Annotated in this window: 14 protein-coding genes; 7 read left to right on the top strand and 7 right to left on the bottom strand. The window is 63.0% G+C overall.

Going from position 1 to position 16,177, the window contains the following annotated elements; translation table 11 throughout:
- From BW995_RS20855 to BW995_RS17600, 3 genes are all read left to right on the top strand, one after another.
- Positions 1 to 781 (top strand): hypothetical protein (locus BW995_RS20855; RefSeq protein ID WP_217696128.1); only part of this gene is annotated, 781 nt, incomplete at its 5' end.
- Between the two features lie 316 nt (positions 782 to 1,097).
- A complete protein-coding gene (locus tag BW995_RS17605; protein WP_076401734.1) occupies positions 1,098 to 3,278 on the top strand; it encodes a type I secretion system permease/ATPase in 2,181 nt (726 codons plus the stop codon).
- Positions 3,275 to 4,792: an HlyD family type I secretion periplasmic adaptor subunit gene (locus BW995_RS17600; RefSeq protein WP_084194951.1), complete on the top strand. Its 1,518-nt coding sequence runs from the start codon at positions 3,275 to 3,277 to the stop codon at positions 4,790 to 4,792. Before BW995_RS17605 ends, BW995_RS17600 begins: the two co-directional genes overlap by 4 nt.
- A 77-nt stretch (positions 4,793 to 4,869) precedes the next feature.
- On the opposite strand, the gene BW995_RS20645 is transcribed toward BW995_RS17600, so the two are convergent.
- From BW995_RS20645 to BW995_RS17585, 3 genes are all read right to left on the bottom strand, one after another.
- A complete protein-coding gene (locus BW995_RS20645) occupies positions 4,870 to 6,207 on the bottom strand; it encodes a WD40 repeat domain-containing protein (protein WP_139332990.1) in 1,338 nt (445 codons plus the stop codon).
- Positions 6,208 to 6,277: 70 nt separating this feature from the next.
- Positions 6,278 to 7,537 (bottom strand): NAD(P)/FAD-dependent oxidoreductase, encoded by a 1,260-nt coding sequence (locus BW995_RS17590; protein WP_076401732.1) that lies wholly within the window; start codon positions 7,535 to 7,537, stop codon positions 6,278 to 6,280.
- Positions 7,538 to 7,542: 5 nt separating this feature from the next.
- Positions 7,543 to 8,613 (bottom strand): PLP-dependent cysteine synthase family protein, encoded by a 1,071-nt coding sequence (locus tag BW995_RS17585; RefSeq protein WP_076401731.1) that lies wholly within the window; start codon positions 8,611 to 8,613, stop codon positions 7,543 to 7,545.
- A 164-nt stretch (positions 8,614 to 8,777) separates the two neighbouring features.
- Here BW995_RS17585 and aat point away from each other — a divergent pair, with 164 nt between their 5' ends.
- Positions 8,778 to 9,440: a leucyl/phenylalanyl-tRNA--protein transferase gene (gene aat, locus BW995_RS17580; RefSeq protein ID WP_076401730.1), complete on the top strand. Its 663-nt coding sequence runs from the start codon at positions 8,778 to 8,780 to the stop codon at positions 9,438 to 9,440.
- Between the two features lie 7 nt (positions 9,441 to 9,447).
- Here aat and BW995_RS17575 read toward each other — a convergent pair whose 3' ends face one another.
- From BW995_RS17575 to BW995_RS17565, 3 genes are all read right to left on the bottom strand, one after another.
- Complete coding sequence (locus BW995_RS17575) at positions 9,448 to 9,963, bottom strand: hypothetical protein (RefSeq protein ID WP_217696127.1); 516 nt, start codon at positions 9,961 to 9,963, stop codon at positions 9,448 to 9,450.
- 99 nt (positions 9,964 to 10,062) lie between these two features.
- On the bottom strand, positions 10,063 to 10,563 hold the full coding sequence (locus BW995_RS17570; protein WP_076401729.1) for a DinB family protein: 501 nt from the start codon (positions 10,561 to 10,563) through the stop codon (positions 10,063 to 10,065).
- 16 nt (positions 10,564 to 10,579) lie between these two features.
- Positions 10,580 to 11,548, bottom strand: coding sequence for a DMT family transporter (locus BW995_RS17565; protein WP_076401728.1), 969 nt, complete (start codon positions 11,546 to 11,548; stop codon positions 10,580 to 10,582).
- Positions 11,549 to 11,816: 268 nt separating this feature from the next.
- On the opposite strand from BW995_RS17565, the gene BW995_RS17560 reads away from it, so the two are divergent.
- Both BW995_RS17560 and BW995_RS17555 read left to right on the top strand, forming a co-directional pair.
- Positions 11,817 to 13,196 (top strand): cation:proton antiporter, encoded by a 1,380-nt coding sequence (locus BW995_RS17560; RefSeq protein ID WP_076401727.1) that lies wholly within the window; start codon positions 11,817 to 11,819, stop codon positions 13,194 to 13,196.
- On the top strand, positions 13,189 to 13,815 hold the full coding sequence (locus BW995_RS17555) for a ribonuclease HII (RefSeq protein ID WP_076401726.1): 627 nt from the start codon (positions 13,189 to 13,191) through the stop codon (positions 13,813 to 13,815). Before BW995_RS17560 ends, BW995_RS17555 begins: the two co-directional genes overlap by 8 nt.
- Here the strand turns inward: BW995_RS17555 and BW995_RS17550 are convergent.
- On the bottom strand, positions 13,812 to 15,227 hold the full coding sequence (locus tag BW995_RS17550) for a YihY family inner membrane protein (protein WP_076401725.1): 1,416 nt from the start codon (positions 15,225 to 15,227) through the stop codon (positions 13,812 to 13,814). The two genes, BW995_RS17555 and BW995_RS17550, sit on opposite strands and share 4 nt — an antisense overlap.
- A 112-nt stretch (positions 15,228 to 15,339) precedes the next feature.
- Here BW995_RS17550 and fabI point away from each other — a divergent pair, with 112 nt between their 5' ends.
- Positions 15,340 to 16,176: an enoyl-ACP reductase FabI gene (fabI, locus tag BW995_RS17545; RefSeq protein ID WP_076401724.1), complete on the top strand. Its 837-nt coding sequence runs from the start codon at positions 15,340 to 15,342 to the stop codon at positions 16,174 to 16,176.
- Position 16,177 lies beyond the last annotated feature (1 nt).

Genomic DNA, 16,177 nt, shown 5'->3' with positions numbered 1-16,177 from the left:
GTTCCTGGTCAATGCCTATACCACCGGCGAGCAGGCGATCCCCGCCGTGGCTGGTCTGGCTGATGGCGGCTTTGCCATCGGCTGGCAGTCGCAGGGCCAGGATGGCAACGGCTGGGGCGTCTACATGCGGCGCTATGATGCCAACGGGGTTGGTCAGGGCACCGACTTCCAGATGGCTGACGTCACCGCGGGGAACCAGACGATGGTGGCCTTGGCCAGTCGGCCTGATGGCGGGCTGGTGGCCGTTTGGCAGACGCCGGATGGCAATGGCAACGGTATCGCGTCGAAGGTCTATGGCGGCCAGCAAGAAACCTTGGCAGTCGCTGCCAGAACGGCTGGCAGCGATACACTCAGCATCACCGCCGCAAGCAGCCTGCTGTTGGGCGGAGATGGGGCTGACACCTTTGCCATCAACAGCGGGGATGGAGTCAACGTCATCAACAACGCGGGCCATGCGGCCGACGGTGACCGCGTGCTCTTCGGGACAGGGATCACCTATGACCACCTGTGGTTCGAACAGCAAGGGGCGGACCTCAAGGTCTCGGTGATTGGCGGAACGGCCGGGGTTGTGGTCAGCAGTTGGTTCACTGATCCCGACAATGAGGTGTCGCAGTTTGCCACCAGTACCGGAGACACGCTGGACATGTCTCAGGTTGAGACCCTCGTGCAGGCGATGGCGGCCTTTGCGCCGCCGCCAGCTGGTCAGCTGGATCTGACCGCAGAACAGCAGGACGTTCTGGCGCCGATCCTGGCCAGTGCGTGGCAGCATACCTCGTCGTAAACGCGGGGCATGCACAGAACACATCCCCGGACAGTGTGCTGTCCGGGGATGCCTCCTTGTTTTGGGGCCTATGGATCATCCCCTCTGACAGTGAAGGGTGCCGGGTCTGTGAACTCAACAGTGGTTCCGGTTTTGCCCAAAATCACTGTGACACCCCAAAGAGCCAGATCTCGGCGCTGCCCCCTTGTGTGACGATCCATAGCTCCAAGGCAAGGCACTGCCTGTGTGCCGATCACCCCTCACATTCAGCCACTCACCGAATGAATACACGCTCTTAAGGTGTATTTCGATCAATCCATGAGCCGGGATTCTGTCATTGAATACCACTCCACAACAAGACACCAGTCCTCTTGATACCGGGCTTTCCAGCCTCGCGCTCCTGGCCAAATATTTCGAAAAGCCCGGTGATTACGAGCAGTTGCGTCACCGCCATGGCGCACCAACACAAGCGGCCGATGACATAGCGATCGTGCGCTATGCCAAGGAGCTGGGCTTCAAAGCCTCGGCCATCGATTCAACCTGGGATCGACTGGGCCGCACACCGCTTCCCTGTATAGGGCGACACCGTGATGGCGGCTGGTTTATCCTGGCCAGAATGACCAACGATCAGGCTCTTATCCAGGACCCGCGCGTCGGTCGTCCGGAACAGGTGCCACGCGAGGAGTTCGAGGCCCGCTGGGATGGTCGCCTGATACTGGTGGCGACCCGCGCCCAGTTGGCGGCGATGGGAAACAAGTTCGATTTGACGTGGTTCATCCCGGCAGTGGTCAAGTACCGCAGGCTGTTCGGCGAGGTTCTGCTGGCCAGTTTCTTCCTGCAACTGTTCGGACTGGTGTCTCCCCTGTTCTTTCAGGTGGTAACCGACAAGGTTCTCGTACACCGGGCTTTGACGTCCCTGGACGTTCTGGTATTTGCCCTGATTGCGGTGTCGCTTTTTGAAGTGGTTCTCGGCTATCTGCGTACTTACATCTTTTCCCACACCACCAACCGCGTTGATGTCGAGCTGGGAGCGCGACTGTTCCGCCATCTGCTGGCATTGCCCATCGCCTACCACAGCGCCCGGCAGGTGGGGCATACGGTGGCCCGCGTGCGCGAACTGGAAAGCATTCGCTCGTTTCTCACCGGTTCTGCGCTGACGCTGGTGATGGATCTGCTGTTCACCGTAGTGTTCTTTGCGGTGATGTTCTGGTACGCCCCGATCCTTGCCTGGATCGTGGTTGGCTCATTGCCGTTCTATGTCATCCTGTCGGTGGCAGCAACACCGGTGCTCAAGGCCCTGACCGAAGAAAAATTCAAGCGTGGCGCCGAGAATCAGGCCCTGCTGGTCGAAGCCTGCAACGGCGTCGAGACGGTCAAGGCGCTGGCTGTCGAGCCCCAGATGCAACGCAAATGGGAAGAACAACTGGCGGCTTACGTCCAGGTCGCCTTCAAGGCAACCAATTTTGGAGCCCTGGCCTCTCAGGGCGTGCAAACCATCCAGAAAGTCAGTACCGCCCTGACTCTGTGGTTCGGTGCCAGTCTGGTGATGAATGGCGAATTGACCATCGGCGGTCTGGTCGCCTTTAACATGCTGGCCGGCCGGGTGGCCCAACCCATTCTCCGCCTGGCCCAGCTCTGGCAAGACTTTCAACAGGTGCGCATTTCCGTTGACCGCCTTGGCGACATCCTCAACACTCGCCCAGAACCGATGGCGCAGGCCCGGGCCGCCATGCCCCCCATTCGGGGAACGGTAGAGTTCAAGGATGTGGTGTTCCGTTATCGCCCCGACCGTCCGCCAGTCCTGAAAAACGTGTCGCTGGCGGTCCCGCAGGGCCAGATCATCGGCATTGTCGGGCCGTCAGGCTCGGGCAAGTCCACCCTGACCAAGCTGATACAGCGTCTTTACTTGCCGGAAACCGGTCGCATCCTGATCGACAATCTGGACATCGCCACCGCCGACCCGGCCTGGCTGCGCCGCCAGATCGGCGTCGTCCTGCAGGAAAACTGGCTGTTCAACCGCTCGGTCAAGGACAACATCGCGCTTGCCGATCCTTCCATTCCGCTCGACCGGGTGGTTCAGGCCGCCGAAATCGCCGGAGCCCACGAGTTCATCAGTGAATTACCGGAAGGTTACGACACCGTGCTGGCCGAACGGGGTGGCAGCTTGTCGGGCGGGCAACGCCAGCGCATCGCCATCGCCCGCTCACTGGTAACCAATCCTCGCATCCTGATCTTCGACGAAGCGACCTCGGCCCTGGACTACGAATCGGAAAAGGCCATCCAGACCAACATGCGCCGCATCTGTCAGGGCCGTACGGTGTTCATCATCGCCCATCGCCTCTCCACCGTAGCCGAAGCCCACCGCATCGTGGTGGTGGACAAGGGCGAGATCGTCGAGGACGGCAGCCACGGCGACCTGATCCGCAACGGGGGCCGCTACGCCAAACTGTGGGAAGCACAAACGGGTCCGGGGCCTGCCATGTCCGCGCAACCAGTCTCTGTGGAGGAAAGCGCATGAGCGACGAAGAAACGGTGAAAACCCAACAAGACACCGTCGTCGCGCCACAGGATGCTGCGCAGGGCAGGTTTGCCGTCCTCGATACGGCATTGATGCGCGTTGCAGTCCTGAAGGAAGGCATATCGCACCATATCGACATTTGGCGCGAGGCGGTCAAGGCTGACCGCCTGCGGCCCAGACAGAGCCCTATCGGGCACGCCGAACTGGCCTTTCTGCCTGCCGCACTCGAAGTGTCGGAAACTCCGGCCTCGCCACTGGCCCGCGCGACGGCCATCACCATTGCCGCCTTTGTGGTGATGACCATCGCATGGGCCTGTATCGGAGACCTTGACATCGTTGCCACCGCCCCGGGCAAAGTGGTGCCGTCCGAGCGGGTGAAAACCATCCAGCCGCTGGAGACGTCCATCGTGCGCGCCGTCAACGTCATCGAGGGCCAGGAGGTCAAGGCGGGTGACCTGTTGGTGGCACTGGAAGTCACGGGAGGCAGCGCCGATGTGGCCCGCCTCAAGGCCGAGCTCAACAATGCCCGCATGGATTCGGCGCGCCTGACCGCGCTGTTGTCCGAACATCCAGAACGCTCGTTTGTTCCTCCCGTTGGCGTGCCCGAGGATCTGATCACGGTACAAAAGGCGTTGTTGTCCAGCCAGTTCAAGGAACAGCAAGCCAGGCTGGAAGCACTGGAAGCAGAGCTGAGCAAGCGCAAGGCCGAGCTAAAGACCATCGAGACCGACCTGTCCCGCCTGAGCGCGGTGGCGGTCAAAATCAAGGATGAAACCGAGCGCCGTCAGGAACTGGCCAGCAAGGGCTATGGCTCACAAATTGACCGCGCCCGCAGCGAAAAAGAGCTGGCTGAAAATCAGGGACAACAACAGGTCAACCGGGCCAGGCTGGCGGAAACCAAAGCGGCCATGGAATCAACCCGGGGGCAGCTTGCTCAGGCACGCGAGGAATTTCGCCGCGATATCACCACCAAACTGGCCGAGACCCGTACCAAGGTGATGACCAGCGAACAGGAACTGGCCAAAGCCAGCGAGCGCCAGCAGGTGCAAAATCTGCGTGCCCCCGTGGACGGCGTGGTTCAGCAGATCGAAACCCACACCATCGGCGGCGTGGTGACACCAGCACAAAAACTGATGGTGGTGGTGCCGAGGAATGCGGTTATGGAGGTGGAAGCCAAACTGCCCAACAAGGACATTGGCTTCGTCGAAGTCGGCCAAATCGCCGAGGTGAAGGTGGACTCATTCCCCTTCACCAAATATGGCACCCTGACGGGCCGTGTCGAACTGGTCTCGCTGGACGCGGTTAAAGACGAGGAAAGCCAGACCAAGGACTACTCCTTCCCCATCCGGGTCTCGATCGCCGATCCCTTCATCCGTCTGGAGAATGGCAAGCGCGTCCCGCTCAGTCCCGGCATGACCGTGGTTGCCGAGGTCAAGACCGGCACCCGGAAACCGATAGAATACGTGCTGGCACCGCTACAAAAATATGGCGCGGAGAGTGGCAGGGAGAGGTAGGGGGTACCTGCAAAACCAGTCCCGGGAACGGGGCCTGAAGGCCCGCCAAGGTGTGGAGCAACGCTCCCCCCTTCCCCCTACCGGAAATCACTGACGATCGACGACACATCAACGATGTATATGTGCGATGCGACGGCATAGGCGAGCTTGCGCCCGTCAGGACTGAACGACACACCAGAAATACCGTTGTCGCCATGAATACGAACGCCGCGAATCTCGCCACTTTCCAGATTCCAGATCGTCGCATAGCCATGGTTCGTCCTGATCGACCCGCCATTTGCCGCCGCCAGCCATCGCCCGTCCGGGCTGAGGTTCAAAGTACGCTGCATGGACTCTGGCCCCGCATAGACGATCTCCCGCTCCCCTGTGAGGGGATTCCATCCCCGCACCAACCTCCAATGATCGTCACGGATCGATGTCGAAAAATCGATTGGCCCGTACTTGGCCAGCTCCTCCTTCGGCCAGGTTATAACCATATCTCCCCCGGTCACCAGCCGCCCACTGTCCCGGTTGATGGTCATCGCGGTGATCCCGCTAACCGAATAGGGTTTGAACTCTGCCACCTTCCGGTTCTCGGACAGCTTCCAGGTTTGGACCGTAGCAAAACCCAGCCCCCCCCAACCAAGCACGACGATGTCGCGATTAACGTCCAGCGCTACATGGTCAATGCCAACGGGATCTCCAAATTTATTGAGAACAGGACCGATCATACGGATAAGTGACCAGTCTTTTTCGTCAAAAATACCAACGCGGCTACCGCCGAGAGAGACAGCCACCTGATCCTTGTCGATCGAAAAATTATGGGAATAGTTCATGCCACGCTCTGGGAGAGGAGCATAAACATCACGAAGAACACTGCCGTCCCGCACCGACAACACACTCAGTGTTGCCTCTGGCCGTTCCCGGCCAACCCCCACAAAAGAGGTAATGATGGCACGTCCGTCCGACGTAAAAGCGAGACCATTCCCGCGATACCCAGAACCACGGACCTTCTGCCGTCGCCAAATTTCACGCCCGCTTTCCGCGTTCCATAGGTAGACTATGGTGTCGTGCTCATTAGAACCGGCCAAATAGCGCTGATCCGGGCTCCAGACCAAATTACCAATGTCATCGGGCGCATAAAATCTTTGCACTTCTGTTCCCAGAGGAGGGTAGCCTTCCTGTGTGCCGGTCGGCCCATCGTTCGGCATCATGCAGCCACACAAAAAAGACGTAAGCAAAAGAACAAATAAAACACATCTTATGTGCGATGGTTTTGGCAATTTCTCAAACATAATACCCCTCACCATACAATAACGACCATACACACCAAAAAAATAATATTTCAACTGAAGCCATGGTGAAATGAAAATATGTGGAATGCAGGATAACGCCTTCAAATAATTAAAGCGCGGAGAGGGGGAGGGTATCTGCAAGACGAGCCCCCGGAACGGGGTCCGGGGCCTGAAGGCCCCGGCGAGGTGTGGAGCCGCGCTCCACGTCCCCCTACCGGAACCGCTGGGGATCGAACCTCTCCAGCGGGATTTCCGCCGCCTGCCCACCGACCAGCGCCGCCACCACCCGGCCCGTGCGGGCCGAGCTGCCCAGACCGATGTGGCCGTGGCCAAAGGCATAGATCACATCGGGCGAGCGGCGCGAGCGGCCCAGACAGGGGCGACCGTCCGGCATGGCCGGGCGGCTGCCCTGCCAGACGCGGGCGGCGGACAGATCGAGTGCCGGGAACAAACGGCCAAGGTGGGTTTTCAGGATGTCGGCCCGCCGCCAGTCGGGCGGTGCGTCGGGGCTGCCGATTTCCACTTGCCCGGCGATGCGCAAGCCGTGCTCCATCGCCTGCACCACCGCCTTGCCATCGGACATCATGAAGCTGGCGGGCAGCTCCAGCGGCATCCCCGGCAGCATCACATGATAGCCGCGCTCGCTTTCCAGCGGCATGCGGTCGTGCAAGCGGGCGGTCAGCGGGCCGGACCATGCTCCGGCGGCCACCACCGCCGCCCGGCAGGGCACCGGACCGTGGTCGGTGATCACCGCTGTCAGGCGGTCGCCTTCAAAGGTGAAGTCCTGCGCCCGCGCCTGCACAAAGGCCACGCCACGCCGCCGGGCCAGATCGGCCAGCGCCGCCACATAGGCCCCCGGATTGCGGCAACGCCCGGCCTGCTCGATCACCGCCACACAGCGATAACGCGCCGGAAAGCCCGGCAGAGTGGCCTGCACCGCATCGCCGTCCAGGTCCTGCCAGCGAATGCCGCAGTCGGCGCGAATCTGCCACAACGCCTGCTCGGCCTCAAAGGCTGCCCGGTCGGGGTAAGCCTGCACCACGCCCCCGGCAGCAATCAGATGTGGCACACCAGCCTCGGCGGCCAGTGCGGCATGCAGGGCTAGCGAATCCCGCTGCAACGGCGCCAGCGCCCCGGCGGTGGTGCGCACCCGCTCCAGCGTGCAGCCACCGAGCAGATAGCGCAGCAGCCACGGCGCGACCTTTGGCAAATATCCCCAACGGATCGCCAGCGGTCCCAGCGGGTCGAGCAGATAGCCCGGCACCTTTTTCCACATCCCCGGCGTTGACGGCGGAATGATCGACTGGCACGACAGCCAGCCGGCATTGCCATAGCTGGCCGCCTGCTCGCCGCCCGCCTGTCCCGGCTCGATCACCGTCACCGGATGGCCGCGCCGGACCAGTTCCAGCGCCGAGATGATGCCGATGGCTCCGGCGCCAATCACCGCCACCGGGCGTTCGCTGGCCTGCATGGTGCTTACTCCCCGAACACGGTGGCAATGCGGGCAGCTTCGGCGGCCAGATCAAGGCCGCGTGTCTGCACCCAGTCGTCAGAATACAGCGTCGAGCGATAGCGTTCGCCGGAATCGCACAGCAAGGTCACCACCGAGCCGTTTTCCCCCCGCGCCACCATTTCGCCAATCAGGTCAATGCAGGCCGAAATGTTGGTGCCGGTCGATCCACCGCACGCGCGCCCGATGCGCTGGCTGATCAGGCGGGCACAGGCGATGCTGGCGGCATCGGGCACCGCCACCATCCGGTCCACCAGATCGGGGTTGAACGACGGTTCGACTTCGGTGCGGCCAATACCTTCGATGACGCTGGAACAGGCTTCGACCCGCCGCACGCTGCGGTCGGCATAGTGGCGATGGAACACCGACGCCTGCGGATCGGCAACGCACAGGCGGGTGGCCAGACGGCGGTAGCGGATGTAGCGCCCGATGGTGGTGGCGGTGCCGCCGGTCCCGGCTCCACAGACGATCCACGTCGGCTCCGGGTAGGGCTCGGCGCTCATCTGGCTGAAAATCGAATCAGCGATGTTGTTGTTGCCGCGCCAGTCGGTGGCCCGTTCGGCAAAGGTGAACTGGTCCATGTAATGGCCGTTCAGCTCGCGTGCCAACGCCCGCGCCGCTTCGGAGGTCTGCCAGCCGTCGATCAGGTGCGGTTCACCGCCCTGAAAGGTAATCGCCGCCACCTTTTCCGCCGAGGTCGAGCGCGGCATCACCGCCACAAAGCGCAAACCAAGCAAGCGGGCAAAATAGGCTTCGGAAATCGCCGTCGAGCCGGACGAGGATTCAATGATCGTCGTATCCGGGCCGATCCAGCCATTGCACAGCGCGTACAGGAACAGCGAGCGCGCCAGCCGGTGTTTCAGGCTGCCAGTCGGGTGGCTGGATTCATCCTTCAGGTACAGGGTGATCCCCGACACCTGAGGCAACGGCACCCGGATCAGGTGGGTATCCGCCGAGCGGGTGATATCGCCTTCGATGCGGCGGATTGCTTCGGCAACCCACTCCCGGTTCTTGACCGGGGCGGACAGGTAACTCATGGCACACTCCTGAACACGGCTTTCGTCATACCCTATAGCAGACTCGGGGCTCGGTCATCTGCACACCAGAAACGGGGGTCTTGCTGTTTCAGATGCAATGCACCTGTATTTCGGCTACCGTCAAAACGTCATCCCCCAGACACGATAGCCAAGGAGACCGGGCGATGCTGACTCTGACTCCCGATATCCTGTTGCGCGCCTATGCCTGTGGCGTGTTCCCGATGGCGCAATCACGCGATGACCCGCGCCTGTACTGGATTGACCCACCGGAGCGCGGTGTCCTGCCGCTTGACGGCTTTCACGCCTCGCGCTCGCTGCTGAAGACGGTGCGGCAAGAGCTGTTCGAGGTCCGCATCGACAGCGATTTCGCCGGCGTGCTCGCAGGCTGCGCCGAAGCCACCGAGGACCGCCCCGACACCTGGATCAATGAACAGATCATCCGCCTGTTCACCCACCTGCACGATGTCGGGCTGGCCCATTCGGTGGAATGCTGGCAGGACGGCGCGCTGGTTGGAGGGTTGTACGGGCTGGCCCTCGGTGGAGCGTTTTTTGGCGAAAGCATGTTTTCGCGCCAGACCGATGCCTCCAAGGTGGCGCTGTGCCACCTGATTGCCCGCCTGCGCCATGGCGGCTTTACCCTGCTCGATACCCAGTTTGTCACCGAGCACCTGACCCGCTTTGGAGCCATCGAAATCCCCAAACGGGCCTATCTGAACAAGCTGAACGCCGCCCTGCCGCTGGCCGCCGATCTCAAACGCCCGCTGACCACCGCCGAGGTGGTGGCCGAGTGCAAGCGGGCCGCAGGGGAGCACTCCCCCCCGCGGTAAGGGACCGTTACCAGCGCCCCAGTTCAACAGTGGTGCTGGACAGCGCCGCCCCATCGGCGGCAACGGCGGTCACCGTCGCCCAATAGGCATGACGGTCGCCGCCCGAACAGGGTGGCAGATAGCCCGGCGAGGCGTAGTCTCCGCTGGAACGCGCTGCCGACACCACTTCAGCCCCGCCCGGCAGGCTGCTGCTCAGGCCCGGCACGGCGGGAATGTCGGCGCTGCCGCTGACCGGCGTCACCGGAAAGGCAATCACCCCGTGGCCGCCATTCGATGACAGCGGCGGATAGTCGCGGTCGTTAAAGGCCACCGTCACTTTGGTCGTACCATCCGGCAAGCCGCTGAGGGTCATCGGCGGAGTAGCCCCGTTACCACCATCCAGTGTGCATTGCTGGCCCGACGGAATTTTCACCCCGTCCCAGCCGCCGCCCAGCGTCACCGCCAGCCCGTCAGCCCAAACCGGCGAGGCCGTCAGCACCAGTGCTGCGGCGGTCATCGCCATACCCCAATACGCCTGTTTCATCGCGTGCGTCTCCCCTGCGATTTGTTCACGCCAGAGGGTACAAAACGCCCGCCGACGGGCCAGTGACGCCGGTTACAGATGGCTTGCCGGACACATCGCTCAGGCATCCCAGCCAAGCGGGAAATACAACAGGTCCAGCGGCGGCGGCTCGATGCCCGACTGACTGATCAGGGTGTGAACCTGCCCCCGGTGGTGGGTCTGATGATTGAACACATGCCCCAGCACCACCCGCCACGGCACCACCTGCGGTACGCCCTTGCTGTTGACATAGGACAGGTCGCCGTCGGTCGGCAGGGTCGGCACCAGCGACAGGATGGTCTCATCCATCTGCCGCCGGGCCTGCCGGAAGTCGGCAAAGTCGGCATGCAGGATCTGGTCAAGGCCGGTGAACCACGGATAGGGCGTACCGCTCATCCGGCTGAACCACGCGCGATCACCGACCAGCAGGTGATTCATCGTCCCCATCATCGAACCAAAGAACGCCCCGCGCGGTGCCGCCCACGCCGCAGGCTCCAGCGCGGCGATGGCATCGAGCAGGGTTTCGTTGGCCCAGGCGTTGTAGCGGGCCATCAGGTGGATGTGGCGGGCAAAGCTGTCCATGGTTGGTCCCCCTCCTTCAAACCCGTTCCTCGGCCACCTGCGGGCAAGTCTCGACCACCGGCGCAGCAACAGGACGCGGGCGATAGAGCACCAGCACGTTGCCGAACAGCACCAGCGCGATCCCGGCAAAGGCTTCCCATGTCCAGTGATAGCCATCGGTATAAGTGGACAGGATCAGCGCCAGAATCGGGAACAGCACCGTGCTGTACGACGCCCGCGCCACCCCGATGCGCCCGACCAGCGTCAGATAGGCGGCAAAGGCCACCACCGAGCTGATCAGCGACAGGTACAGCAGGCCGCCGATATAGGTCAGGCTGGTGTCAAAGCGCAGCGGCGTGCCAGTGACCACCACCGCCACCAGCAAGGCCACCCCGGCATAGCCCATGCCCCAGGCATTGGTGGCCATCACCCCGATGCCGTGGCGCTGGTTGCGGGCCGACAGGGTCATGCCCAGCGCGGCACAAACGGTGCCGGACAGGGCAAAGGCGATGCCCTTGGCGGTGCCGCTTTCCAGCGACAGGGTTTGCAGCTCGGGGACAAACACCACCCCAATCCCCAGCAAGCCGAACGCCGCCCCCAGACAAACACGCAGATCGAGCCGTGCGCCGAGGAACAGCGCCCCCAGCGCCAGATTCATGATCACCACCGTTGAAAACAGGATGGCAATCAATCCACCCGGCAGATAGCGCGCCGAGTTGTAAAACAGCACGTAATTGATGGCGAACAGCAGGATACCCTGCGCGGCCATCGCATAATGCTGATGGCGGTTATGGCGCAGGGGAATCCCGCGCAGCAGGCACCAGCCGAACAGCACCAGCGCCGACAGGCCAAAGCGGTACAGCACCGAGTCCAGTACTGGCACGTCGGTTCCGACCTGCAAGCGCAACCCGACCCAACTGGAGCCCCAGATGCAGACCACCAGCGCATACAGGCCCTGATCGGCCCACGACCGGCTCGGGGGAGTGGAGGATGGGACTGGGGGCATGGAGGCGGCTCCTGTTGGTATTGTTATCTGGCGTTCATGATCCGTGTGCGATGGTCTTTGCCACAACTGCAAAAAGCTGAGGCATAGGGCTAGCTTTGATAAGGCATCTCCCCGATGTGACGGCTGTCATGGCGATACGGCATGGCTCTTTTGCACGATCGGGGCCGCTTTCCGGGTTGCCTCGCGCCGCCACAGAGAGTACCTGCTGAGGGATTAGCCTTTTCGCCCCGCCTTTTCGGTCCCACCTTCTCGTTACAGTGCGCGCACCATGGATGGACATAACGACTTTACCGGCATCGCCATTGTCGCTCTGGCAGCGATGAGTTGCGGGGTGCTGTTTGCCCGCCTGAAGCAACCGGCCATCGTTGGCTATATTCTGGCCGGGGTCCTGCTGGGGCCATCGGTGCTGGGGCTGGTCACCGACCGCGAGGCGGTCAGCCTGCTGGCCGAGCTGGGCATCATCATGCTGCTGTTCGTGATCGGCACCGAACTGTCGGTCAAACGCTTTGCCGAGGTGTGGCGGGTGGCGGTGGTGACCACCCTGTTACAGGTGGCGGGCAGCGTCGGTCTGATGCTGACCGGGCAGTACCTGCTGAAGTGGAGCTTTGGCATGTCGGTGCTGCTGGGCTATGCGGTGGCGCTGTCGTCAACGGCGGTGGTGATCAAGCTGTTGCAGCAGATCGGCGAACTCGACCGCCCGGCGGGCCGGGTTACTGTCGGGGTGCTGATTGCCCAGGACATGGCGGTGGTGCCGATGATGCTGTCGCTCGACGCCCTGACCAAAACCGGCCTGTCGCCGGTCGAAGGCATCAAGGTGGTCGGGTCGGTGGTGTTGCTGGTCGGGCTGGTGCTGTTCCTGCTGAAACGCGAAATCCGCGTGCCCTATGCCTCGCTGATCGCCGGGAATGCCGACCTTGGCCCGCTGTCGGCCTTTGCCTACTGCTTTGGGGCGGCGGCGCTGGCCGGTCTGGCCGGTCTGTCGCCCGGCTATGGCGCGTTCCTGATCGGGCTGATCATCGGCAACTCGAAACACGGCCACGACATCACCCATCACGCGCTGTCGATTCAGGCGGTGCTGCTGATGGTGTTTTTCCTGTCGGTCGGCCTGCTGCTGGACCTGAAATTCCTGTGGGACAACATCGGGACGGTGCTGTTGCTGCTGTCGGTGGTGACCATCTTCAAGACCCTGCTGAACATCGGCGCCCTGCGCCTGCAACGGATTCCGTGGACCGAAGCCTTCATCGCCGGGGTGGCACTGGCCCAGATCGGGGAATTCTCGTTCCTGCTGTCCGGCGCCGGGGTGGCCAAGGGGCTGTTGGGCAAGCCGCAGGCCCAGCTGGTGGTGGCGGTGACGGTGCTGTCGCTGACCATCAGCCCGCTGTGGCTGCTGACCATGCGCCGACTGGCCGCCCACCACGACACCTTCATCACCCTGAAAGACGTGCTGGTCGGGGTTTACGGCGGCGAAGCGCGGGCGGCGCACAAGGGCTGGCGGTTCCTGCGCCAGCATCTTGGGCCGCTGATCCCGATCCCCGGCCCGCTGCGGCGGCGCTATCAACGCCTGAAGGCCGCGCGCACCCAGTTGGCCGCCACCCCCAGCACGCCCAAACAGTTGCCTCCCCCCGATCAAGGAACCCCCGATGCCTGATTTCACCTTTGAACGCGCCCATCCGGGGCCGGTGTGTGGCGTTGACGAAGCCGGGCGCGGCCCGCTGGCGGGCAGTGTGGCGGCGGCAGCGGTGTGGCTGGACCCGCAACGGCTGCCCGAGGCTTTGCTGACCGGCCTCAATGACTCGAAAAAGCTGTCGGCGCGCAAGCGCGATACCCTGTTTGACCTGCTGCTGGGCAGCGGCGAAGCGGTGCGCTATGGCATCGCCAGTGCCTCGGTGGAGGAAATCGACCGCCTGAACATCCTGCGCGCCAGCCATCTGGCGATGGAACGCGCCGTTCTGGCCCTGCACCAGCAGGCGGGGTGGAGCTGTTCGCTGGCCCTGATCGACGGCAATCAGGCCCCGCGTGAGTTCCCCTGCCCGACGCAGTGCGTGATCAAGGGCGACAGCCTGTCGCTGTCGATTGCCGCCGCCTCGATTCTGGCCAAAGTGACCCGCGACCGCGAGATGCTCGCTCTGGACCGCCAGTTTCCGGCCTATGGCTGGCAGCGCAACATGGGCTATGGCACCGCCGAACACCGCGCCGCCATCGCCACCCACGGCCCCAGCCCCCACCACCGGCGCAGCTTTGCCCGGCAGGGGGAGTTGTTTGGTTAGCCTCGGGACTGCATTCCCCCTGCGGACAGCGCCGACAGCGGCACCTCCAACTGTTGACCAAAGACACCCTGCGCCGCCTGCAGGGTATCGAGCAGCGCCCCCTGCCATGGCTCGCTTGCGGCGCGCTGAACGGCCTCCCCGCTGGTGACTTCGGACGGCAGGCCATAGCCCAATGCCCGCACCACCTGCCCCACCGTACAGCGGTCGCCGCCCAGCGTGCGGTGCCAGATGCCACGATCATCACAGACCACCAGATCAGCCGTGCGCAGGCGGTGCAACAGGCTGTCCATGTCTTCCAGCAGGTCATCCTGACCATCCGACAGCAGGCGGGCGGTGAGTGCCGCCCCGCTCAGGCCCTGCGGAACCGCCTCTTCCAGCGCCAGCAACGCCCCGACCGCCAGCAACAGCGGCTGCCGCTCGAACATGCCGGAAAGATGGACCTTACCGCGCCGCCGCTCGTTCCACAAATCGCGCAGGTCAGGCAGCAAGGCCGCCACCACCGCCCCGGTCAGCACCACCAGCCAGGTCAGATACATCCACAACAGCAGCAACGGCACCGTCGCCAGCGCCCCGTAAATGGTCTGATACGAGCCACCCTTGGAAAAGAACTGCAGGAACGCCAGCCGCAACAGGCCAAAGGCCACCGTTGCCAGCAACGCCCCGATCAGCGCATCACGGGTGGGAATCCGCCGCGACGGCACCGCCCAGTACAGAATGGTAAAGCAGGCGGCAATCAGCAGCGGCGGCAGGAAGTCCGAGACTCCGGCCAACACGTCGTTCCACAGCCCACGGGTATTGCCCAGCCCCAACAGCTTGCCCGCCTGCACCCCGGCGTCACTGGTCGCCGAGGCCAGATTGCCGCCAATGGCCGACGCCGCCCCCATCAACAACGGCCCCAGCGTCAGCACAGTCCAGTAGACCAGCAGCCGGTTCCCCCAACTGCGCCCGCGCGAGGCACGAAAGATGGTGTTGAAGGCCTTTTCGATGGTGGTCAGCAGCAGCACCGCCGTCACCGCCAGCCCGGTCACCCCGACGGCGGTCAGCTTGCCGGTGGCGGAAATGAACGAGGTCAGCGTCTGCTGAACCGCAGGCGAGGCCGTCGGCAGGAGACCCTGAAAAATGAAGTCCTGCACCAGCGACTTTGCCCCGCTGAAAGCCGGGAAAGCGGTCAGCATCGCCAGACTGACGCTCAGCAAGGGAACCAGCGCCAGCAACGAGGTATAGCTGAGCGACGCCGCCACACCGGGGATATTGTCAGCCACCAACCGCCGCCCTATATGCACGGCGATGTCACGCCAGACGCTCAGGACCGGAGCGATGGCCGTTTCATCAGCCAGCCCGGGCCGATCTGTTTGTGTCGCGGGGTTGGTATTCCTGTTCGCCCACTTGCGGAGCTGGGAGAGCAGCGGCATTCTTCATCTCTTTCACTGTGTCAGCGACCATCTCTTTGACCATTAAGGCATCTGGTGTAGGATGCCGCGTTTTCTACCCCAAACCGAACAAAAATCGGAGCCGAGGGATTACATGACCGCGTCCACCAAACTCATGGCGGGGAAAAAAGGCCTCATCATGGGCGTCGCCAACGACCGCTCAATCGCCTGGGGCATTGCCAAAGCCTGCGCCGACCATGGTGCCGAACTGGCCTTCACCTATCAGGGGGAAGCCCTGGAGCGCCGTGTCCGCCCCCTGGCCGACACCGTCTCTGCACCGATTGTCGCCGAGTGCGACGTCACCAGCCCGGACAGCATGGATGCGCTGTTCCAGACCATCAGCGACACCTGGGGCGAGCTGGACTTCGTTGTCCATGCCATCGCCTATTCCGACAAGGAAGAGCTGAAGGGCAAATACGTCAACACCAGCCGTGAGAATTTCCTCAATTCGATGGATATCTCGGTGTTCTCGTTCACCGACGTGGCCCGCCGCAGCGCCCCGTTGATGAAGGAAGGCGGTTCGCTGCTGACCCTGTCCTATTACGGTGCCGAACAGGTGATGCCGCATTACAACGTGATGGGTGTTGCCAAGGCCGCGCTGGAAGCCAGCGTCCGCTACATGGCAGCCGATCTCGGCCCCGACGGAATCCGCGTCAACGCCATCTCCGCCGGTCCGATCAAGACCCTGGCCGCCTCGGGGATCGGTGACTTCCGCGTCATCCTGAAGTGGAACGAGCTGAACTCGCCGCTGCACCGCAACGTCACCATCGAAGACGTCGGCAGTTCCGGCCTGTACCTGCTGTCGGACCTGTCCAGGGGCGTGACCGGCGAAGTCCACCACGTCGATTCGGGCTATCATGTCGTCGGCATGCTGGCCACCGACAACGCGGTGCCACTGGCCGAGCTGCTGCTCCAGTACAAGAAGGACTAAG

The organism is Insolitispirillum peregrinum (assembly GCF_900156605.1).
GTDB classification, from domain to species: domain Bacteria; phylum Pseudomonadota; class Alphaproteobacteria; order Rhodospirillales; family Rhodospirillaceae; genus Insolitispirillum; species Insolitispirillum peregrinum.
This window is presented reverse-complemented; position numbering and strand designations above follow the sequence as displayed.